This window comes from Desulfothermobacter acidiphilus (assembly GCF_052073645.1).
Classification (GTDB): domain Bacteria; phylum Bacillota; class Desulfotomaculia; order Desulfotomaculales; family Ammonificaceae; genus Desulfothermobacter; species Desulfothermobacter acidiphilus.
This window is the reverse complement of record NZ_CM125440.1, coordinates 906967-928470: the sequence shown is the minus strand read 5'-3', so window position 1 is coordinate 928470 and position 21504 is coordinate 906967. Positions and strand designations below refer to the sequence as shown.

The 21504-nt window shown below is 55.0% G+C and carries 19 protein-coding genes, 1 tRNA gene and 2 pseudogenes; 18 read left to right on the top strand and 4 right to left on the bottom strand.

Features of this window, described 5'->3' with window-relative positions; translation table 11 throughout:
- The first annotated feature begins 5 nt into the window (after positions 1-5).
- From ACTLLP_RS04720 to ACTLLP_RS04695, 6 genes and pseudogenes are all read left to right on the top strand, one after another.
- The gene (locus tag ACTLLP_RS04720; protein WP_441061326.1) at positions 6-218 is read left to right on the top strand and encodes an amino acid permease C-terminal domain-containing protein; all 213 of its coding nucleotides are present in this window, start codon (positions 6-8) and stop codon (positions 216-218) included.
- Positions 219-461: 243 nt separating this feature from the next.
- Positions 462-1937: a putative sulfate exporter family transporter gene (locus ACTLLP_RS04715; RefSeq protein WP_441061324.1), complete on the top strand. Its 1476-nt coding sequence runs from the start codon at positions 462-464 to the stop codon at positions 1935-1937.
- 21 nt (positions 1938-1958) lie between these two features.
- Positions 1959-2114 carry a hypothetical protein gene (locus ACTLLP_RS04710; protein WP_441061321.1) on the top strand — a complete coding sequence of 52 codons (156 nt, stop codon included), beginning with the start codon at positions 1959-1961 and terminating at the stop codon, positions 2112-2114.
- A 281-nt stretch (positions 2115-2395) separates the two neighbouring features.
- Complete coding sequence (locus ACTLLP_RS04705) at positions 2396-3310, top strand: M48 family metalloprotease (protein ID WP_441061318.1); 915 nt, start codon at positions 2396-2398, stop codon at positions 3308-3310.
- Between the two features lie 133 nt (positions 3311-3443).
- Positions 3444-3794 (top strand): annotated as a pseudogene (locus ACTLLP_RS04700) (ISLre2 family transposase); the annotation flags it as partial.
- A 47-nt stretch (positions 3795-3841) separates the two neighbouring features.
- Positions 3842-4000, top strand: coding sequence for a hypothetical protein (locus ACTLLP_RS04695; protein WP_441061315.1), 159 nt, complete (start codon positions 3842-3844; stop codon positions 3998-4000).
- 126 nt (positions 4001-4126) lie between these two features.
- On the opposite strand, the gene ACTLLP_RS04690 is transcribed toward ACTLLP_RS04695, so the two are convergent.
- The gene (locus ACTLLP_RS04690; RefSeq protein WP_441061312.1) at positions 4127-4387 is read right to left on the bottom strand and encodes a hypothetical protein; all 261 of its coding nucleotides are present in this window, start codon (positions 4385-4387) and stop codon (positions 4127-4129) included.
- A gap of 381 nt (positions 4388-4768) precedes the next feature.
- On the opposite strand from ACTLLP_RS04690, the gene ACTLLP_RS04685 reads away from it, so the two are divergent.
- The 8 genes from ACTLLP_RS04685 (at position 4769) to ACTLLP_RS04650 (ending at position 14090) form a co-directional block, all read left to right on the top strand.
- Entirely contained in the window at positions 4769-5998 is a 1230-nt protein-coding gene (locus ACTLLP_RS04685) for an IS256 family transposase (RefSeq protein ID WP_441057497.1), read from the top strand.
- Positions 5999-6140: 142 nt separating this feature from the next.
- Positions 6141-6959, top strand: a complete 819-nt coding sequence (locus ACTLLP_RS04680; protein ID WP_441061309.1) for a DUF169 domain-containing protein — start codon at positions 6141-6143, stop codon at positions 6957-6959.
- A complete protein-coding gene (locus ACTLLP_RS04675; protein ID WP_441061307.1) occupies positions 6935-8149 on the top strand; it encodes a TSUP family transporter in 1215 nt (404 codons plus the stop codon). Before ACTLLP_RS04680 ends, ACTLLP_RS04675 begins: the two co-directional genes overlap by 25 nt.
- Positions 8149-8544, top strand: coding sequence for a sulfite exporter TauE/SafE family protein (locus tag ACTLLP_RS04670; protein ID WP_441061302.1), 396 nt, complete (start codon positions 8149-8151; stop codon positions 8542-8544). Before ACTLLP_RS04675 ends, ACTLLP_RS04670 begins: the two co-directional genes overlap by 1 nt.
- Positions 8545-8757: 213 nt before the next feature.
- The gene (metE, locus tag ACTLLP_RS04665; protein ID WP_441061300.1) at positions 8758-11025 is read left to right on the top strand and encodes a 5-methyltetrahydropteroyltriglutamate--homocysteine S-methyltransferase; all 2268 of its coding nucleotides are present in this window, start codon (positions 8758-8760) and stop codon (positions 11023-11025) included.
- 20 nt (positions 11026-11045) lie between these two features.
- On the top strand, positions 11046-11696 hold the full coding sequence (locus tag ACTLLP_RS04660) for a Crp/Fnr family transcriptional regulator (RefSeq protein ID WP_441061297.1): 651 nt from the start codon (positions 11046-11048) through the stop codon (positions 11694-11696).
- A gap of 1071 nt (positions 11697-12767) precedes the next feature.
- Positions 12768-13439, top strand: a complete 672-nt coding sequence (locus tag ACTLLP_RS04655; protein WP_441061295.1) for a ferredoxin-like domain-containing protein — start codon at positions 12768-12770, stop codon at positions 13437-13439.
- Positions 13440-13568: 129 nt separating this feature from the next.
- Complete coding sequence (locus ACTLLP_RS04650) at positions 13569-14090, top strand: copper amine oxidase N-terminal domain-containing protein (RefSeq protein WP_441061293.1); 522 nt, start codon at positions 13569-13571, stop codon at positions 14088-14090.
- Positions 14091-14255: 165 nt separating this feature from the next.
- Here the strand turns inward: ACTLLP_RS04650 and ACTLLP_RS04645 are convergent, their stop codons facing one another.
- Positions 14256-15179: a WD40/YVTN/BNR-like repeat-containing protein gene (locus ACTLLP_RS04645; RefSeq protein WP_441061780.1), complete on the bottom strand. Its 924-nt coding sequence runs from the start codon at positions 15177-15179 to the stop codon at positions 14256-14258.
- 42 nt (positions 15180-15221) lie between these two features.
- Positions 15222-15587, bottom strand: a pseudogene (locus tag ACTLLP_RS04640) (Ig-like domain-containing protein); the annotation flags it as partial.
- A 402-nt stretch (positions 15588-15989) separates the two neighbouring features.
- On the opposite strand from ACTLLP_RS04640, the gene ACTLLP_RS04635 reads away from it, so the two are divergent.
- Positions 15990-16850, top strand: coding sequence for a sulfite exporter TauE/SafE family protein (locus ACTLLP_RS04635; protein ID WP_441061642.1), 861 nt, complete (start codon positions 15990-15992; stop codon positions 16848-16850).
- 39 nt (positions 16851-16889) lie between these two features.
- Here ACTLLP_RS04635 and cshA read toward each other — a convergent pair whose 3' ends face one another.
- Complete coding sequence (gene cshA / locus ACTLLP_RS04630) at positions 16890-18290, bottom strand: degradosome RNA helicase CshA (protein WP_502361642.1); 1401 nt, start codon at positions 18288-18290, stop codon at positions 16890-16892.
- 430 nt (positions 18291-18720) lie between these two features.
- Between cshA and ACTLLP_RS04625 the strand changes: the two genes are divergently transcribed.
- From ACTLLP_RS04625 to ACTLLP_RS04615, 3 genes are all read left to right on the top strand, one after another.
- Entirely contained in the window at positions 18721-20169 is a 1449-nt protein-coding gene (locus tag ACTLLP_RS04625) for an ISLre2 family transposase (RefSeq protein ID WP_441061287.1), read from the top strand.
- A gap of 154 nt (positions 20170-20323) precedes the next feature.
- A tRNA-Leu gene (locus ACTLLP_RS04620) sits at positions 20324-20409 on the top strand.
- A gap of 242 nt (positions 20410-20651) precedes the next feature.
- On the top strand, positions 20652-21500 hold the full coding sequence (locus ACTLLP_RS04615; RefSeq protein ID WP_441061284.1) for a metal ABC transporter substrate-binding protein: 849 nt from the start codon (positions 20652-20654) through the stop codon (positions 21498-21500).
- Positions 21501-21504 lie beyond the last annotated feature (4 nt).

Sequence of the window (21504 nt, the reverse complement as noted above, 5' to 3'; positions counted from 1 at the left end):
GTGTTATGGTAATGAGAACAACCAAACCACACGCTAAGCGTACATTTAAGGTGCCAGCTATAGGAATAATAGCTCCTCTGGGCGTAATTGGGTCTTTAGCCTTAATTTTTAGCCTACCACTAGTTACAATATTGCGATTTACCATATGGATGATCATAGGTTTTGTGATTTATTTTGGTTATGGAATTAAACACTCTAAAATACAGATAAAAGGATAAACTGCTAATTTCAAACTGATGCTAGCCTACTAAAGGCAATAAATAGGCACAACTCTGAGGCGGATCTGTAGATCCGCCTCGCCTCTAATTATAATTTAATCTTTACAGACGCGCATTTTTCTGCTACCCTGTAAATAGGATGTAAAAAAACAGACAAAGGGGGGAGAAGCAGGAGCGGAAGGAGATCATCCAGGAATACCGCGGCGAAGGGAGAAGCACTGCTCTCATTAGGGAGGGATGGTAATGGCCCAAGAGAGGAACAGTGGTTCCCCGCTTCTAAGCACCGAAGACTGGTGGGCAGTATGGCTTGGACTCCTGGTCTTTCTTCTGGCTCTGGGCAAGCTCTACGGCGTTGATCTTTTAGGATGGGTTGTTAAGGCCAACATGTGGACCGACCTTTCCAAAGCCCTTTCTCCTGTGTCCAAGGAATACGCTTCTCTGGGCGGCGTGGGATCCCTTATTCTTACTTATCTCTTTCTCCTGGTGCTCACTTCAATCGGTGCTGCGGCCATGCGCTTCAACATGGGGCGGTTTATCGCAGGTTTCACCATCGTTTTCTGCCTTTCCTACCTTTGCTGGATCATCGGCCACTGGGGTCCCATCGCGGCGCCTACCGAAGCTGACGCGCAGAAGCTGGGCATGGCTAGGCCGGTATTGCGTTTGACCGGTGAGGCAGGATTTATCGTGGCACTGATTCTGGGTTTGATTATCGGCAACTTCTTCCGCGGTTTTACCCGGTTTCTTGAAGAGGCAACCCGCCCGGAATGGTATGTCAAAACCGCCATCGTAATCCTAGGTGCCTCCATCGGTATCAAGGCTTGCGATGCTTTGGGCCTGGCGGGACAGATCCTGGCGCGTGGTATATGCGCTATAGTAGAGGCGTACCTCATCTACTGGCCACTGGTTTACTTTATCTCGCGCCGCTACTTCAAATTCACTCCGGAATGGGCTGCTCCCCTGGCTTCCGGCATCTCCATCTGCGGCGTGTCAGCGGCTATCGCTACCGGTGCAGCCATTCGTTCCCGTCCAGTGGTTCCTATCATCGTCTCTTCCTTGGTTGTAGTCTTTGCCGTAGTGGAGCTTATCTTGCTTCCTTTCATGGCCCAGATCTTCCTATACAAACAGCCCTTGGTGGCTGGGGCCTGGATGGGTTTGGCCGTGAAAACCGACGGGGCGGCGGTGGCCAGTGGCGCTATAACAGCGGCGCTTATTCAGGCTAAAGCTATGCACTTGCAGCAAATTAAGTGGGACAAAGAATTCATCACTATGGCAGCTGTCACCACTAAGATCTTCATTGATATCTTCATTGGTGTGTGGGCCTTTATACTGGCTCTAGTGTGGGTTTACGGTATCGAGCGCAAGGAAGGAGTACAGGTGCAGGCTATTGAGATCTGGCACCGCTTCCCCAAATTCGTCATCGGGTACTTTGCTACCTTTCTCATCATGTTATTTGTGGGTCTGGCTCACCTGCAGGACAAACCTTTCCTTAACACAGCCAAGGCAGCCATGGGCGAAGCTGATAGCCTGCGAGGGATTTTCTTCGTATTGACTTTCTTCACCATCGGTCTCATGTCCAACTTCCGCAAACTATGGGAAGAGGGCATGGGTCGCCTGGCAGCGGTTTACCTTATCTGCCTCTTCGGGTTTATCATCTGGATCGGGCTATTTATCTCTTGGCTCTTCTTCCACGGCGTGTACCCACCCAGGCTGCCCATGTAAATGGTAAAGGGGGTGTTAGCCTTGACCAACGAACTGGAGAAACAGCAGGAAGAGTGGACGGATATAAGCCCACAGGAAAAAAAGCTGATTTGGTGGAGCTTTAGCCTAGGGGTGGTTTTGTTGATCTTCTTCGTAATCCTTTTCCGGGTGATAATTCCGCCACCTTCGCTAGGCTAGGCACCTCTTATCGCCTGAGGGCGCTTGCCGGCAAGCGCCCTCTTTTTAAATCTGACTAGGAAATTTACAATAGTTGACAGATCTTCGTGAAAGTATGTATATTTGTACCGAAACTGTAAAACAGAGGTTGCTAACCACCGAAGGGCGTAAGGAGATCCATGGGGCCGAGCTCGGATTTTCCTCATCTAAACCACGAAAAGCAGGATATGTTCACCTCGCTTGAGGCCCCCTGTCGGCCTGCTGAGCTCCGAGAAAAAACCTTTTCGGGGAGTTGGGAGCGGATGAACATATTCAGTTGGATTGCTCTCATCCTGGTGACCGCCTTTAACGTCTTCTTCATCGCCTTCCCCCTGGCTGTCCTGGGGCTTGAGCCCGGGAAGGCGGTGAGTGTAGGCGTCCTGCTCACCCTCGCCTTCGGTGTCTTCGGCATGTCCCCCCTGGGGGAAAGGCTCTCCCGGCGTACCCTGGGCTTGAGAAGGCCCAAACCGGAGGAGGAGAAAAAGCTCAAGCCCGTTTACGAGAAGGTGCTGGCGCGGGCCGGGTGGAGGGAGAAGCCACCCGAGCTCTTCCTCGTTGACAGCGAAGAGGTGAACGGCGTGGCGGTGGGCTCGGGGACCATAGCGGTCACCACCGCCTGTCTTAAACTGCCGGAGGGGGAACTCTGCGCTATCCTGGCGCACGAGCTCGGGCACGTGAAGCACGGTGACGCCGACCGCTCCCGGGCGGTGGTGTACCTCGGTAAGTGTGATTTCGCTGTCTGCTTTTTGCTCTTTTTCGTCACGGCCTTCTTCGGGTTCTTAAGCGGCATCTACACCGTAGCCACCTTCGTCGAAGGCTACCCGGAGCAGGAAGAAGAGGAGGGGCTCTCGGGGCTCTTCTGGCTCCTGGCCTTCGCCGTCTTCCTCGGCTGCAAGTGCTTCGGCTGGGCGGCGGAGCTCCTGCGCTACCTGGTGGCCCTGGTGGTCTTCTGCGCCGCCAGGAAGGACGAGTACCGGGCCGACCGCTTCGCCGCCGAGATAGGCTTCAAGGAGTGCATGGTCGGCGTCTTGAGGAAGATGGAGAAGCAGGAGAAGACCGTAAAGTTCACCTGGCGCGACTTCCTCTTCTCCACCCACCCCACGGCGGCCAAGAGGATAAGGGCGCTGGAGAGGACCCCCTTCCCGGCGGGTGAACCCTACTACCCCTGGGTGTGGTAGAAAAAAGGCCGGTCCGGAGCTGTCCCAAAAGAGCAACCGAGAGCGTACAATTTCAGTAGGTGACGGAGGAGGTTCATGAAGGAGGAGACCTCGCCCCTCACAGACAACTTTCATGGACTGATTAGACCCTTATCATCTGAACCGGCGGCTTATAGAGGCCCTCTGGCACAATGAAGAAGCCTATAGTGGGATCAGGCAAGCCATTTATCTGGGGGACCGGGAGAAAGTAGAGGAGATTTTGGGAGGAGTGGCAAGGAGAGTTCGCGGGGCTAAGAGGAGGAGAATAGAGAAGCTCTGGCAGTATCTCAAGGAGAACTGGTCTGGGATAATTACTTCTCCTGGTACTGAGCGGTTGGGGACCATAGAGGGGCAAGTGTGGCACGGGGCAGGGTGGCGGATGAAGAGGATAGGAGCCAGCTGGACGGGGGCAGGAGGGGACAGAATGGCCCGGGTGTTGCTCTTACGCGGTCCAACGGGGAGCTAGAGAAGTACACTTCTCGGTAGGAGTTAAGGCTGGCCAGGCGAGAACATTTGGCCCAGGCGGTGCGGGCAGAGGTAAAGCGGAAGGTAGAGGAGGCGGGGAGTTGGCTTAAAGCTGGGTTGCCGGCATTGAGGGGGCTCTCTGCCGGAGCTCCATGGGTGAAACACGTGTTGCGGGAACTAAGCCGACCTAGCTTTGAGCTAGCTTGAGCCCGGTCGAGGTAGGGTTAAGGCGGCTTGGTCTCAAATTCCAGGTAATTTCCTCTCCGAGTTCACCTACTAACTCTTGACGCGAACCTCGGGGCGGTGCCTATTGCTTTATCCGGACCGATGTCACTATAATGAGATCTGGGAGATGCTACCGAAGGACGGTAGCGAAACTTCCACGGAGGAGGTGAAGTTAAGATGTCTCACTGTCATAACGAAAAGGAAGAAAAATTCGTTATTCACCGGCACGAGCATACCCATCCGGCTTATCGCCATACTCATTTGCATCGACATGGCAATCTGGTTCATGAGCATGAGCACGAGCACCCGGCAATAACCCACGCGCATGAGCATGTCCATCTTGATGAGGAAGGGCACGAGATGCTCCATATGGATCATTGCCACCACGATGAGGAGCACGATCACCAGCATTAGGTCGAGCTCTAATTTTCCGTGTACAGAGGGGGGCGGGATTAACCGCCCCCCTCTTACTTATGTGCGGTTCATTTTTATCCTCTGCCATTTTGTCCGGTTTCCGACTAGTAAAATTAATGAAAATTAATAGCTGCGGTATTCGTAGCGACTGATCGCCAATTAAGTCCTTGTTAAAATCCACACAAGGCACAAGATTCGTCATGATTAGGCTGCGAGGAAACAGGGGAGTAGCGTCCGGTATAGTGTGTAAAAAGGGTGGTTAGAAGCAGGAAGGGCCACCCTCCCTCTGGTAGATTGAAGAAGTGACACAACCAACACTACCAGGAGGGATTTAGGATGGCCCATTACCAGGTTACCGTAGATGGCGAGGTTCTGCAACAGTTGTTTTCCCGGGACGATGGTCTGGCCCGGTTGATGGAGCAAGTCTTAAATCAGATTCTCGAGGCTCAGGTTACAGAGCAGCTCAAAGCTAAACCATACGAGCGCACAGAGGAAAGACAAGCGTACCGCAACGGCCACCGGGAAAAGCCGCTTGTAACCCGGATCGGACGGCTTGTCCTGGAAGTGCCCCGGATCAGATCCGGCAAATTTTCTACGGAGATGTTTGAGCGTTACCAGCGGAGCGAGCAGGCATTGTTGCTGGCCCTGATGGAGATGGTGGTCAATGGAGTATCAACACGCAAGGTCAGGGCAGTGGTCGAGGAGCTATGCGGCACGGAATTTTCCAAGTCGACGGTATCTGAGCTCTGCAAACGACTTGACCCTTTGGTGAAGGCCTGGAATGAGCGAGATTTAAGCGAAAAGGAGTATCCCTTTATTCTGGTTGATGCTTTGGTCACAAAGGTGCGGAAAGGTGGGCGGGTGAGATCCCAGAGTGTGCTTATAGCTTGCGGGGTTAACCGGGATGGTTACCGGGAAGTTCTAGGGCTGATGATTGGGGACGGCGAATCTGAGGCTACCTGGTCTGAATTCTTCGACTGGTTAAAGAAGCGTGGGCTAAAGGGCGTTGACCTGGTGGTTTCGGACGACCACAAGGGGCTGGTAAACGCCATTATGATCCACTTTCAGGGGGCGAGTTGGCAGCGGTGCCAGACGCATTTTGTCCGCAACATTCTGGAAGCGTGTCCCAAGTCCTGGCAGAAGCAGCTTCATGCTCGCCTTAGACACATTTTTGAAGCGCCGGATATGGATACGGCAAGACTACTTCTGGAGGAGGTGGTGCAGGAGTTTGAGGCCGTAGCGCCTAGGGCAATAGAGAGACTTGAGGCTGGTTTTGAGGATGCCATGGCGGTTATGGCTTTGCCGGAGCCGGTTAGGCGGCGCTTGCGCACGACCAATGCCATGGAACGCCTGAACCGCGAAATTCGCCGGCGGGAGAGGGTAGTAGGAATTTTCCCCAATGAAGAAGCGGCGTTGAGACTGATTGGTGCGGTGCTCATGGAGATAGACGAGGAAAGGTCTACCGGCCACCGCTACCTGGACATGACGGAGTACTGGACATGGAGGCAGGAGCAAGAACGAACAGTTAAAGCCGAAACCAATAAGACCGGGAGAGGGGCGGCTTAACAAGGCTCTAATAAGCCTCAAAGGCTACCAGAGGGGATTTTACACACAAAATTGGACTTGACCAACGGGGGTGAGGTAAAGAAACAACCAGTCGGATTTACCTGGTGCTAAGCAACTCGATTATTGACTAAGGAGGATAAAAATGAAAGTTTTGACTTACCAGGAAATGCAAGAGGTTTTGATGGAAGAGCTCCGGCTCATGCACTATCCCGTGGCAGTAAAGTACATCTTGGCTGAGGAAGAGCTAGAAGAATTTCGTCGCCGGGCGTCTTACTGCGAAGCGGTGCGTCCATTGACTTTTTGCCAGTTTGAGCTCGGGGCCCGAATGAAAGGCTATACTTTGCTGATTACTAAGGATAAAATGGGCTGTTCTAACGCTGCTTTTGTGTTGGGGTGGAAACCTTTTGATGATAACGAGATTAAAAGCCATTTAAAGTATGTGCGTGATTGGGAGCAAGCTTCTAAGTTTGTTACTTCTAAGCCCCGCTTGCCGGAGGGCAGCTTAAAGGCCATAGTGGTGTCGCCGCTAGGAAGCGCTTATTGCGAGCCCGATGTGGTCCATCTTTACTGCGACAACATGCAGGCCTATCACCTAGCGGTAGATTATATGGCGGCCCTTGATCTTCATCCCCTGCGCTCCAACTTTACCATTAACTCCGCTGCTTGTGCGGGTTGTGTTTTTGCGTATCAGGAAAAAATGGCTACTGTCCACCCGGCCTGCAGCGGTAGCTATAACGCCGGCAAAACGGAGCGAGGAGAGATCAACGTTATGATTCCGGGTGAGCACATCGGTGCGGTGGTCAACCGACTGCTGGAACGGATTGAGAAGTACGGCTCGAGTTCTATAACCCGTCCTGGAGATCCTTTCCCTGGAGCTGACATCTGCAAGAATTGCCCTCTGATAGTGTTCCGGGAAGTAAAGGAGGCTCAAGAAGTATGCTCCAGCACCACAGGAAAATAACCTTGCGCTCTTTGCTACTGGTTTTTCTGTTGTTGCTTTTTTCGTCGCCAGTTTTTGCTAGCGACATCACTATCACAATAGATCGCAGCGAATTTAACAATGGAGGCACTTTCACCGTTACCGGCAAAGCGCCAGCGGGCAGCAAAGTCTTTCTGGAAGTGTGGAGCGAGAAGCGGGTGCGAGCTTCTTACTTCGATTGCAAGAAAGATCCCAAAACGGGTAAAATTCCTTATGTTCTATGCCTTTGCGATCAGATCCCAGCTTTCTACCATTTGGTCATACCGACCACGGAAAAGAACGAGTTGCAAGCCATTAAAGCTCAGGGCAATAAGTGGTCCTTAAGCCAAGCTCTAAAGGATCTGGGGGCTGAAGCAGCTTACCAAGTTCCGGCGCAGGCGGAGATCAAAGCCTATAAGGCGAGCTTCTTAGCCAGTGTCATTGGGTCGCGCGGGGAGCTTTTGCCGCCCCTCAACTCTAAGGAAGCCCGGAAACGCTCCATGCAGCTTGTTAAGGCTCGTTTTCGGGATCCGAATAAAATTTTCAGTCCTACCTTGGAGATTAATCCCGATGGCTCTTTCAAGGCTACCGTGACTTTGCCTAAGAATTCCGCTCCAGGTCAATACTCGGTGGTAGCGGTAACTGATAAAGGGGAACGCAGTCAGCCAGTTCATTTAGAAAACAGCTTGCATTTTCCCACCATTTATCTCGGCAACGCCGGCACAGGGATCAATATTCTAGGTCCTTTCTTGCTAGCTTTGGCCATAACCACCTTCGGTGTGCTCATGGGCGCTGGTGGGGGCTTCATCCTCAACCCCTTGCTGGTTTCGCTATGGCCCCTGCCGCACACGATAGTGGCTGGCACAGTCATGCCCACAGTGCTTTTCTCCCAGGCTTCCGGCATCTACAACTACAGCCGGATAAAGTTCATTAACTGGAAGTTGGGCTTGACCCTGGGCGCAGCCATGGTGCTAGGAGGCTTTATCGGCCCCAAACTTACCGAGCTTATCACCTTGGATCAGTTCAAATTCGTCTTCGGTTGGATCTTGCTGGTTCTGGCCGGACTTATGGTGTGGCAAACCACTCCCGGTTACCTGCAGCGGCATAAGAAGGAGCAGGCCATCCTCAAGGAGTTCCGGCGTCGAGCTCAGGAGGCGGCCAAAGCGCGTTTGGCGGGGGAGGCGAATAAGTAATGAAGATGAAAGTGGAGTTTTGGGGTCAGGAATTCGAAGTAAATGTGCTTTTGGGCTGCCTGGGTAGCTTTCTCATAGCGGTGATTTCCTCCATGTTCGGCTTCGGCGGCGGCCCTTTCATGGTTCCCCTTCTAACCGTGGGCCTAGGGCTGCCTATGTACGTGGTAGTGGGGAGCTCTTTGCTGGCGATCTTCTTCAACACCCTCATGGGCTCTCTCAGGCACTACCAGTTCGGCAATTTCGACCTGCTGCTGTTTTTGATCATGTTCCCGGCTGCCATACTGGGCGGCTATATCGGGCCCCAAATCGCTAAGCGTGTCAGCCCGGTGGCGGTAAAGCGCATCGCCGCAGCCGGGTTGGTTCTCCTGGCCCTCAATCTGTTGGGGGTCTATTAGTAGCCAAACCCTTTCATTCCCTTTTGCTGCTTTTCGCCCCTGAAGACCGGCGACGGTTTCAGGGGTATTTTCCTCTCTATCGCCCTTTACCGTGAGGACAAAGAGATGTTAGAATGATGCTCAAAGCTGCGGAAGCTTGCTCAGGACTTCGCCCGCGAACTGGCGAGGGTGTAGGTCCTGTTTATTTTATTTGGCAATGGAGGGATGGAGGCAGTGCGGATCAGCAACCTAGGTTACCCGCGCATCGGAGAGCGTAGAGAGCTCAAGTGGCTAATGGAAAGCTTCTGGGAAGGGAAACTGGAGGAGAAGGAATTTCTCTCTCAAGCCCAACAATTAGAGGAGCAGCATTGGCGTCGGCAGCAACAGCTAGGCGTGGAGCTTTTGCCAGTGGGAGATTTTTCACTTTACGACCACGTGCTGGACCTAACCTTAGCCCTGGGACTTATTCCCCAGCGCTTTGCAGAGCTGGAGGACAGCGGTTCGCTAACCCTGTATTTTGCCCTGGCGCGGGGAGCTCGAGGGATCAGAGCCTGCGCTTTAAAAAAGTGGTTCGACACTAATTACCACTACCTAGTGCCAGAGTGGGAACGAGAACCGCGCTTGGTGGCTAACCCTTATCTAGAGGCGTGGCGACGCGCTCGCAAGATGCCAGGAGTGGCAGGTAAGCCGGTGCTGCTAGGACCTTTCACTTTCGTCAAGCTTTCCCGTGGCTACAAGGATTGGCACCGGGCTTTGGAGAGCTTACTGCCCATTTACGCCGAATTGCTGGAGCAGCTGGCCACTGCAGGGGTGGAGTGGGTACAGGTGGACGAACCAGCCCTGATTCTCGACCTGGAGCTGCGGGAGTTGGAAGCCATCACGCGCGCTTACACTTACCTGGCTGAGCGCAATACTCCTCGCCTCATGCTCCAAACCTATTTTGGCAGTCTCACTTATTACCAGGAAATCTTACGCTTGCCGGTGGCAGGGGTAGGATTGGATCTGGTACACGATGACCGGCACAATATAGCCAATCTGGAGCACTATGGTTTCCCCAGCGATAAGGTGCTGGGAGCTGGGGTGGTAAGCGGACGCAATATCTGGCGCACTGATTTACGAGCCGCTTTGGAATTCTTGCAATATCTAACTGGATTTGTTACCTGCGACCGCTTGTGGTTGCAGCCTTCTTGCAGCCTTTTGCACTTACCGGTGACGGTGGCGGGAGAGGAGGGACTCCCTCTGGAGCTCCGCGAAGCATTGAGCTTTGCCGATGAGCGGCTGCAAGAACTCCGCCTGCTGAGAGCGGCTCTTACCGAGGGCGAGGAAGCAGTGGGGGATGAGTTTCGGACGGCGGATCGATCCTTAAAAGCTCTGGCCACCATGCCGGGGCGCGTGGTTCCGGATGTGCGCCGACGGGTAAGTGCTTTAGGAGAAGAAGACTTTATTCGCGATCTAACGTTCGAAGAGCGCCGCCAACTTCAGGCTGAGAAACTCAAGCTTCCCTTGCTTCCCACCACCACCATAGGCAGTTTTCCTCAAACCCCGTCCGTGCGCTCGGCCCGGGCGCGCTTCCGCCGGGGAGAGTTAAGTAAGTTGGAATACCGCGACTTCATCCGCCGGGAGATAGCCCGGTGGATCAAGCTTCAAGAAGAAATCGGCCTGGATGTGTTGGTGCACGGTGAGTTCGAGCGCAGCGACATGGTGGAGTATTTCGCTGCCAAGCTTCCCGGCTTTGCCCTCACCGCTAACGGCTGGGTGCAGTCTTACGGTTCGCGCTGCGTAAAACCTCCTATCCTCTACGGGGATGTTTGGCATCGGGAAAACCTTACGGTGGCCGAAACTACCTACGCCCAGTCACTAACCACCAGGCCGGTTAAGGGTATCCTCACTGGACCGGTGACCATTATCAAATGGTCCTTCGTGCGTGAGGATATGGAAGAGGAGCAGATAGCCTACCAGATAGCCCTGGCCCTGCGAGATGAGATTGCTGCACTGGAACGGGAAGGAATCCCTATAATCCAGGTAGATGAGCCGGCCTTTCGCGAAGCCCTGCCGCTCAAACAGAGGGAGCGCCCGCAATACCTGCTCTGGGCTGCTCAGGCCTTCCGCCTGGCCACTGCCGGGGTCAAGCCCGAGACTCAGATTCACACCCACATGTGCTACGCCGACCTAGAAGCTATACTACCGGCGCTGGAGGGCATGGATCCCGACGTCATTTCCATCGAAGCGGCGCGGGGAGGGGCAGAGCTCCTGGAACAGCTCCAGCGCTACCATTTTCGCCGGGGAATAGGCCTGGGGGTCTTTGACGTCCACAGTCCCTTTACTCCGATGGAAGCGGATATGGAGGAGTTCCTGCGCCGGGTGCTGACCATCTTCCCGGTGGAGCAGCTTTGGGTCAACCCCGATTGTGGCCTCAAAACACGGAAGGAGGAGGAAGCGCTAGAAGCTCTGCGTCGCATGGTTAATGTGGCTAGGCGCCTGCGGGGTGAGTTCGGGAAATAGCTTTATAGAGGTGACAGAGTATGGCCCGATGCCATGAATGCACCGTGCGCCCGATCACCGTGGTTAAATATCTTTCTCGGTCTCATCTGGAAGAGTTTGCTGCTCATTTAGTGGTTCGTCTCTACGCTGCCGGTGAGGAGATCTTTTCTCCGGAGCGGAAGAGCCAGCGTGTGGGCATCGTGCGGCAGGGATGGATAAAAATCTTTTCCCTGGGGGAGTCCGGGAAAGAGCAGATATTGGAGTTGGTGGGCCCGGGAGGTTTTCTGGGGGAGGAGGCCGTTTTGCCCCAGGTCCCCGGGCCTCCTACTCTCGCCTCTGCTCTCACGCCGGTGGAAATATGCGAGATGTCGGCCGAGCTCTTTCGCCACCTGCTTAGCAGTTTCCCTCTTTTAGCTCAGGCCTTCGAGGAGTGCTTGATAAGGCGGCTACACTGGGCTAGAGAGCTGGCCGCCTTGCTGGCACTGGAGCCAGCCTGCAAGCGCCTGGAAAGGCTACTTCTTTATCTTTTAGCGGAAAGAGATTTTCCCCTCTCTCCCAGCGTCTCCTTGCTGGCCTCCCTAGCCGGCCTCACCCCGGAGACCGTTTCTCGCTGCCTTTCTCTTTGGCGGCGCGAGGGAGTAATCAAACGCCAAGGTCGGCGAATTATTCTCTGTTACGAGGAGATTTTATAGAGGACACGATTTCTGAGGCCTGGGAAGGGAGCAATCTAACCCCGTGCCGAAGCAAGAAGGACGGCGTCTTGTGGGGAATACTCTCCTTTCCCATTTTGGCTTGCAGGTCGCATGATAAACCTTACTATTAACTTCGTCGACCTAAAGCGGCCGGTTGAGGGAAGCCGAAGGAGGGTTTCTGGGCATAGAAAGGTTCCGGCAGAGGACTCTACTGGCGCCTTTCGTTTTCGAGGGACGCCTTTAGGCGAAAAGATTCCTGGAGAAGAGAAGAAAAGAAAATTTTAACTTTGGGCCTGGGAAGAAGAAGGAAATTTCTCGGGTATGTAGAATTGGCTTAAGGAGGGCGCGGAGGATTTTTCGAAAATGGGGTAGTTTTGTTCCAGTTTATGGCAAAAAATCGGGATGCCAAAAAGAGCTCGGAGGCTGGAGTCCTTGGGAGAAAAGGGTTTTAGGCGCCGGCAAATTTTCGAAAGAGAGCAGGGTTTTCGCGCAAGAAGGTCATTTTCGAAAAATCGGCTCTCCTGGAAAAGGCGGCGGGCAGCCAGAACTCTTGGGGCACAAGGGCGAACGGCAGGAAACCGCGGTGAGTTGCAGAACCTTCCCCGACGACAAGGGGACTGAAAGATAATTGCGCCCTAGGCTACCACCACTTCACCCCCTGTTGCAGAACCTTCCCCGACGACAAGGGGACTGAAAGTTATATACCACCCACATTGTCATTGCTACCTCCCTCCACGTTGCAGAACCTTCCCCGACGACAAGGGGACTGAATTCCCTGTGCCGGCCCCCCTGGACCTCCGTCCGAAGATAGAGTGCAGGAGCCCTTGGGACATCTTCGGCGTCAAGGTCACGCTGGACCCCTACCTGCACCCCTACCCGATGCCCCCAGAGCTCGCTGTGAGGGCAGGCGACTTCTGGGGGTGAGATTGGAGAGGGATTGGAAGGCATGGTCGGGAAGCGAAACTGAAGAATTCTTGTGACTTTAAACAGAAATTGATCAAGATCAATGATCTGCTCTCTCCTTTCGGCTAAACTGGCGGTAAAAATTGTACCGGAAAGGGGAGAGGAGAAGTGTCTGCTCCGCGCGGTGCCGTTTTGCAGCGGGATGGTCAGACTTACGCGGTGGTGCCTTGGATCAAAGGAGGCTTGGTCACCCCTGAAATCCTGGATAAGCTGGCTCAGGTGGCCCGGAAATATCAGATACCGGTGATGAAGCTCACCTTTGCGGGACGCATAGCGCTGGTGGGGCTTAAAGCGGAGGATGTGGAGGCTGTCTGGGCTGACCTGGGGCTTCCCCCCGCTCCGGCCGTGGGCCCCTGCCTGCGCAGCGTGCAGTCCTGTCCGGGTACGGCAGCCTGCCGGCTGGCCCTTCAGGATTCCCTGGGCCTAGGGATGCGCCTCGAGGAAAAGTTCGGCGGGGTAGAACTGCCAGGCAAGATGAAAGTGGGAATATCCGGCTGCCCCATCTGCTGCGCCGAGAGCTGGGTCCGGGACTTCGGTGCTTTCGGCAAGAAAACCGGCTTCACCGTGGTGGTGGGAGGAAACGCCGCCCAGTCCCCCCGCATAGGGGAGGTCCTGGCCGAAGGACTTACGGCTGAGGAAATAGAGCAGGTCTTTGAGAAGCTTTTGAACCTTTACCGGCGGGAGGGACAGAAAGGAGAGCGCTTTGGCAATTTTGCCCATCGCCTCGGCCTCGAGCGTTTGAAGGCAGAAACCGACATTCCTGCCAGTGGCAGAGGTTAAGGGGCCGGCGAACTCACGTTCCTCGCAACCAGAATTTGATACCAAAAATTTACATAAAAACGGGAGGGAACATCTGCTGGTTGACGAAGGGGATAAGGTATAAGGTTAAGTTAAAGGGGTTGGTTGAGGATGCTCCGCAGACTCATTATCGCGCTTGTTTCCCTCTCCGCTTTATTGGCAGTGTTTCCCCTAAACTCGGCTCTGGCGGCTGACGGTGGGAAGCAAGCATCTTATGTAGCTCAGTTCGTGGTCGGCCAAAGCGTTTACTGGACGCCGATAAGCATGGAGGCAACCACTTTCATCCACGACGGGCGTGCCTTCGTTCCTGCTCGCTACCTGGCACTAGCGCTGGGTGTTCCCCAATCGGGCATTAAGTGGGATGAGGCAACCCGAACGGTCACGCTTGTGCGCGAGGAAGGTAATCGCTGCCTCACCGTCAAGCTAAGGGTGGGAAGCAAAACGCTGGAGGTTGCCAACGCGCCAGGCGCAGGCACTACCTTCCAGAGTGTCATCGTGCAACATATCCAGATGGATGTGGCACCCGAGCTCCGGGACGGCCGCGTTTACTTGCCGGCCCGCTACGTGGCTGAAGCTTTCGGCTATCAAGTGCAATGGGTGCCAGCTATCGGGGCTGTGGTAATAGTCCACTGAGGCGCTTGCTTGGCAAACCATGCAGGACCGAGAAAAAAGGCTCCGGACCTCGTGCCGGAGCCCTCCAAATTTGTGTGACTGGCATGAGCAAGGCTTTACGGACGAAAGTCCCCAACGGCGAAGGTGGAGTAGTCGTTAACTCCGGTCAAAGGTGTTTCTGCCTTTTCATTCCTCTATCACGACCTCACCGTAGTCCCCGACCGCAATAAAGTGCCCGCTCCCGTAGGCTACGCCCCACAGGGCTGCGACCGGGCGAGATCCATTGTTTTCAATGGGCGCCTTTTCCCATTGGGACGCGTCGAAGGATAGAAGTATCACTCCTTCGTTTGGTGAGTCACTCCCGCCGACCACGGCCCAGCTACCGGCACCGTAGGCCGCGGCGTGCAAAGGTACGGTTGTTCCTGACTCTTCTCGAACCCAGGCCGAGCCTTCGGAAGAGAGCAGAATAGTACCGTTGTTTCCCACAGCTACGAACTTTCCTCCGCCATAAGTTATACCGTAAAGGTTTTCCGTGGTTCCTGAGCCGCAGGGTGTCCAGGTTATTCCATCGAGAGAAGTAAGGACGGTGCCCTTGCCGCCAACCGCCACGAATCTCCCAGCGCCAAATGCAACCCCGTAAAGCGGTTCCCGGGTGCCCGAATCCACTTTGCTCCAGTGATTGCCGGCATGGGATACCATGATGGTCCCTTCGCTGCCCACGGCGACGAAGCGGTTTTCTCCAAAGGTGATGCTCCAGAGCCGGTGCGGTGCCATCCAGGGCCCTTCGGCACCGGACAAATCGGTGATCATCCCCCCGTAGACTCCTGGAGACGCCCCCTCTGATCCCCCGGCCATGCCGCGGTCACCCACAGCCAGAAACTTGCCTGCTCCGTAAGCCACGCCCGAGAAGTTATTAGAGGTGCCGCTTCGGCACTTCCAGCTCAATCCCTCAGAAGAAGTCATAACCGTTCCCAGAGTTCCCACGGTCACGAATTTCCCTCCATAGACTACGGCTCTAAGCGCGTTTCCACCCTCTATCCCGGGCACCGGAACTACTTTCCAGCTGATGGGCATCAGGTCCAATGTAATTTTGCTGGTGACCGAACTCATGTTTTCTGTGGCCTCCACTGCAACTTTGCCGGGCACGATGCCAGATGTGTATACGGCTACTGCTCTCCCCTTGGAATCGGTGACAGCGGAGGGAGTTATGGTTCCTTCGGAGGCTTTGAAGCTTACCCGGTCGCCAGCTACTGGTTTGCCGCTTTTGCTAGTAACCACGGCGGTGATGGTTGCGGTAGATCTGTTGTTAGCCGTAAGGACGGCTGGTGAGGCTTGGAGCGTCAAGATGAAAGGGCGAGGTAATCCACTGGCAGGAACAGGTGGCGAAGAGAAGTTTTTGCTGTGACCATGCAAGAAGAGTAGAATGGCCCCCAGAACCAATAATAGAAGGACCGTTATAACTACTGGCCAGCGCTGAGTCGCCAGCTGGAAGCGGGCGGAGTTGCATTTCTTTCCCACGCTGATGTCCCCCCCGTTTTGTGCCCTTCCCCTACATACCAAGGTGTAGGGCTTTCTCTCACGTCGAAGGCTTGCGCACGTGCGAAGGAAACCTGCTTCGGTACCTTTCCATCAGGAGGCTTGGCTTCATACCCACTTATCCCCGGAGCTCACTCTGGAAACACTATTCTACCTTATTGAGGAGTCTCATCTCTACCTCTGGATGGGCAGGGCTTCCCGGCGGCCCTTGTAAAATATTCGTGGTGTGCAGCACCTGCAAATTACGCCGACAGGCTCCAGAGAACCATCGCTTCTCGCCGGGTGGGCGTGAAAAGAGAGGTATATCGGCTGGGGGGAATCGTTGCTATAATTGATACTGTTAAGCATTGATCTCTCCACGAAGGAGTGACGCCGGTTTTGCACATGAACAATGGCGAGACGAGAGCCAGCTTTCCACTAGGTTTACTCATAGGGCTAGCGGCTGGCTATTTTGGAGGGTTGGTAGGGCTGGGCGGCGGAGTTATCATGATTCCTTTGATGGTGGGGGTGTTGCATTTCACCCAGCACAAAGCCCACGGGACTAGCCTGGTGGCGCTGGTCTTCACCGGCCTGGCAGGAGCTTTATCTTATGCCCGCGAGGGATCGGTGGACGTTCTGGCCGCAGTTTTGCTGGCGTCCACCGCCATCTTTACCGCCCGCTTCGGCGCCCGCTTCGCTCACTCTTTGCCCGAATGGAAACTAAGGCGCTCTTTCGGTGCTTTCCTCATTCTCGTTTCCGGCCTGCTCTTGGCCAAACCCTATATCTTTCACGCTTCCCATCGGATAGGAGGATGGCCGGAGGCTTTAATTCTCCTCTTTGTTGGTCTTTTCACTGGTTTCCTTTCCGGCATGATGGGCGTGGGCGGGGGGTCGCTTATGGTGCCAGCCATGGTGTTGCTCACCGGTTTTTCCCAATATACTGCCCAAGGGAGCTCCCTCCTGGCCATGGTTCCGGCAGGAGCAGTGGGAGCCTTTACTCATTGGCGTCTGGGCAATGTCAACACTCGCATTTTGCCCGGTCTAATTCTTGGCATAATTACCGGTTCCTACCTAGGAGGTTTTTCGGCTCACTTATTGAGTGAGAAGACTTTGCGGGTTATCTTCGCCGTCGTGCTAGTTTGGACGGGAATGAGGTATCTGCGGACACCTAGGCCCCGCGAGGGAGGAGAGCTCTTTCCCGAACCCGCTGCTTCCAACTCACCTGATCCGGGGCAGGAGCATGAGCAATCGGAAAGTCAAAAGTAAAAGTTACCGGCGCCTGAGCTCCAGGCGCCGGGTTGCGGTCTATTTCCGGTAACCCCGTGAAGAAGGCCTGCTCGGGGTTCGTCGGTCTCTGCTGGTTTTGCGCTTTTCTCGGGGTTCCTCTGCACCGAGTTCGACAGGAGCGACGCTGGGCTCCCGAGTCAGCAACTTCAGAGCTGCGGCTAGGAGGAGCACAGAGTCGGTTTCGCTCAACAAGCTTTCGGCTAAGGCCATGTAAGGCTCAATGTCGCTGGAATCCACGGTTTGCAAAAGCTTTTCTGCGGTGAGGCGCTGCTGGCCTTCAATGGCCTGGGTCAAAGTCGGTACCGGCCGGCGAACCAGGCGGCGTTTAATTAACTGCTCTATAGTCCGTAGCTGGCTCAGTTCTCTAGGGGTAACCAGGGTAATAGCTACGCCTGCTTTGCCTGCTCGTCCGGTGCGGCCGATGCGGTGAACGTAGCGCTCCGGATCTTGCGGGATATCGAAATTAAAGACGTGCGTGACTCCGCTTACGTCCAGTCCCCGAGCGGCTACGTCGGTGGCCACCAGCACCTCGATCGCGCCCTCGCGAAAGAGGCGCATAACCGTTTCCCGTTGGGACTGAGTTAAATCGCCGTGGATACTGTCGGCGGCGTAGCCGCGTTTGCTGAGTGCTTCGGCCAATTCGCTTACCCGCCTCTTTGTGCGTCCGAAGACTATGGCGGCATCCGGGTTATTAATGTCCAGCAACCGGCACAGAACGTCGAATTTTTGTTCCTCTTTAACTTCGTAGTAATACTGTTCAATGCTTGGCACCGTAAGCCCTTTAGTCTTGATGGCTACCATCTCGGGCTGGCGCATAAATTGCTCCGCCAGCCTCCTTATAGGGGGCGGCATGGTGGCAGAGAATAGCAAAGTTTGATGCTCGGCCGGAATCTCTTGCAAAATCGCTCTGATGTCGTCGATAAAGCCCATATTCAACATTTCGTCTGCTTCGTCTAGAACCACTACCTGGATCTGGTCTAAGCGTAGGCTTCGCCGCCGCAGGTGATCCAGTAAACGCCCGGGAGTGCCTACCACTATTTGCTGTCCCTTCGCCAGCGCCCGGATTTGGCGCTTGATGTCCTGGCCTCCGTAAACCGGTAGCGCTCGGATTCGCTTGAACTGGCCTATGCGGTTTAATTCTTCGGCTACCTGCATAGCCAGTTCCCGAGTAGGCGTAATCACCAGGGCCTGGACCCGAGTCGCACTGGCGTCCAGACGCTCTACCAGGGGAATACCGTAAGCGGCGGTCTTACCAGTGCCGGTCTGCGCCTGCCCGATAACGTCTCGCCCGGCCAAAGACAGAGGAATGGTCGCTGCCTGAATCGGTGTTAGTTCTTCAAATCCCATGTTGTTAATAGCTTCTAATACAGCTCGGCTCAACCCTAATGACTCAAATGTGTTCAGAATATCACTCTCCACTTTGTTTTATTCTTTGAAACTTATAGCACATGGTTATCGCTTTTATAGCCTTGTGGTCTTCTTATTTGCTACCAGCGAGCTCGGGGCGTAATTAAGCCGACGTGCGGCCCCCTTAAAACGCCCAGATGTCCAGATCTTTGGCTTCAGCAGAGCTAGTAGTGAAGCAGCTTAGCGACCCGGATCTTTGGAAGGCGGCGGGGTCACCCAGCACCGAACTTCTCGCACCAATCGCTCGGTCGTGCAGGTGTAAAGGCCAGTCCATGCTTTCTATCTAGTATAGCACACCCGAACTCTTCCCGGCCACCATAATTCTCCGGGGGCCGGAGGCAGAGGGCGTACAATTTCAGTAGGTGACGGAGGAGACTCATGAAGGAGGAGACCTCGCCCCTCACGGACAATTTTCATGGACTGAAAGGAGGAGCGAGGTCTCATGCACAGCCAACCTATTTCAGACATTCAACCTCTTGCGGACATAATCCTTCTTCTGGGGGAGAAAGTTAGCAAACTAATTACCGAATGCCGCGACTTCTACAAGCTCGAAGAAGAAGTGTACAAGCTCTCTCAAGAAGCTTGCGTGAAGATCTTCGCCTGGGCCCTCGAGGAAATAGACACCTGGCTCGTGAACGCCCGGGACAAGCGCACCTGGAAAGTGATAGGCTTTCGGGAAAGAACCGTAGTTAGCAGCTTTGGGGAATTCAAAGTAAAAAGGCGGCTTTACCGGAACAAAAAGATGGGAGAGGCCAGGTTTCTTCTTGACGAGGTTCTGGGCTGGCCGGAGAGGTCTAGATGCACGCCGCGTTTGAAGGAGATGGCGGTGAAGCTTGGGAGCGAAGTACCCTTCAGGCGGGCAGCGGAAATTCTCGGTTATTTTGTCCCTGGGATAAGCGCCATGGCGGTGTGGCAGGCCGTGCAGGAAGCAGGAGAAGCACTCAGGCAGGAGGGAGAGTCCAGGAGAGAAGCCGTTTTTGAGAAGGGAGAGACACCCGAAGGTAAAGAGAAGACCTCCAGGCTTTACATAGAGGCCGACGGGGTGGTGGTAAGGCTTCAAAGGAGCGGAGAGAAAAGGAAAGAGGTCAAACTCTTCGTAGCTTACACAGGCAAAGAAGCGATTGGGGGTGGCCGGAAGGCTTTAAAGGACAAGCTGGTAACGAGCGGTGTAGGCGAAGGGGAGAGGATGTGGGAGGAAGTTTACTCTGGGGTAGCGAGCCGGTGGGACATGGGTCAGGTGAAGGAGATACACCTTGGGAGTGACGGGGCGGAGTGGGCCAAGCAGGGGGTAGATTACTTCCCCGGGGCAGTGCACGTTTTGGACCCTTACCATTTGAACCGGCGGCTTATAGAGGCTTTTTGGCACGATGAGGAGGCCTATAGTAGGATCAGGCAGGCCATTTATCTGGGGGACTGGGAGAAGGTAGAAGAGATTTTGGGAGGAGTAGCAAGGAGAGTTCGCGGGGCTAAGAGGAGGAGAATAGAGAAGCTCTGGCAGTATCTCAAGGAGAACTGGTCGGGGATAGTTACCTCTTCTGCTGCGGAGCATCTGGGGGCCATAGAGGGGCAGGTACAGCACAACGTGGCGCGGCGGGTGAAGCGGTTGGGAGCCAGCTGGACGGAGGCAGGAGCAGACAGGATGGCGCGGGTTTTGGCTGCTCGAGCCAACGGGGTGCTCGGGAGGCACACTTCTCGTTGGCCGGTACTGCTGGCCAGGCAAGAACATTTGGCTCAGGCGGTGCGGTTGGAGGTAAAGCGGAAGATAGAGGAGGCGGGGAGTTGGCATAAAGCTGGGTTGCCGGCATTGAGAGGACCCTCTGCCGGAGCTCCATGGGTGAAGCATGTGTTGCGGGAACTAAGCCGGCCTAGCCTCAGTAGTTTGATCCCTTAATGGCGCAGGTACCGGGGCTATCCTAGCGGCGAGGTTTCCATGAAGAGAAGTTTTCTCCCGAACCACCTACTAACTCTTGACGCGCACGCCGGAGGCAAGTGGCTTTTCGGAGGGTAAAGTCATTTGGTATAATGAAAGTGTCTAGTTTAAAGGTGCCGGGGTGGCGGAATCGGCAGACGCGGGGGACTTAAAATCCTCTGGGCCGCGCCCGTGCGGGTTCGACTCCCGCCCCCGGCACCAGTCAAGGATTTCAGCCCCTCCCGAATCCCTCCGGATCTAGGAGGGGTTTTAGTTTTAGACGGGGGAGCTCCGGCAGGATAAAGTCGAAGTCAGGTAGAAATGCTTTTTTAACTTTAGGTTAACGGCAGCACGGAGCTGCCCGCCAGGAACGCGAAGGCTTTTGGTTAATCGGAGTCACGGAGGCTCCTCCGAGGCGCGGGAGAACCTGCGTGGCTTTTTACTTTTATTCCGGAGGTGGAAGGATGAAAAAGCAGCGTATCTTGGTTCCGGCTGTCGTTCTTTTGGCGTTAACGTTGCTCCTGGCCGGTTGCGGCACCAAGGCCCAGAAGGAAAGCCGGCTCAACGTGGCCACCGGCTCCACCCTCATTGCTTCCATCGTGGAGGAAATAGGCAAAGATCGCGTGGCGGTCACCAACATTGTTCCTCCCGGCGTATGTCCCGGGCACTTCGATCTCAAACCCGGCGATGTGCAGAAACTTTCCACCGCTCAGCTCCTGCTCTACCACGACTGGGAAGGCAAGCTCTTCTCCGAGAACCTGCTAAAGTCGGTGCACAACGATAAGCTGGTGGCCGTGCCCATAGCGGTGCAGGGGAACTGGATGGCGCCGCCGATGCAAAAACAGGCCATCGAGGCTATTTCTGCCGCGCTCTGCCAGCACGATCCTTCCAACCAGGCTTTCTATCAAGAGAATGCCCGCAAAGCCCTGGCCGAGGTGGAAGCTAAGGAGAAGGAGCTCCGGGCCAAGTTGCAGGCGGCCAACGTGAGCCAGGTGAAGATACTTTGCGCCGAGATGCAGCAGGGCTTTCTTAAATGGGCGGGGTTCCAGATAGTGGGCACGTACGGCCGCCCGGAAGACCTCACCCCGCAGAAGCTGCAAGAGCTCCTGCGTAAGGGCAGGGAGGAAGGGGTTAAACTGGTGGTGGACAACCTGCAGAGCGGCCCGGATGCGGGCAAGGGGCTGGCGGAGGAACTCAAGGTGCCCCATGTGGTTCTCTCCAACTTCCCGGGCGCCTGGCCGGGAACCGATACCTGGTCGGCGGCGGTGACCAAGAACGTGGATCTGCTTTTGGAAGCGCTCAAGAAGTCCTAGAGGG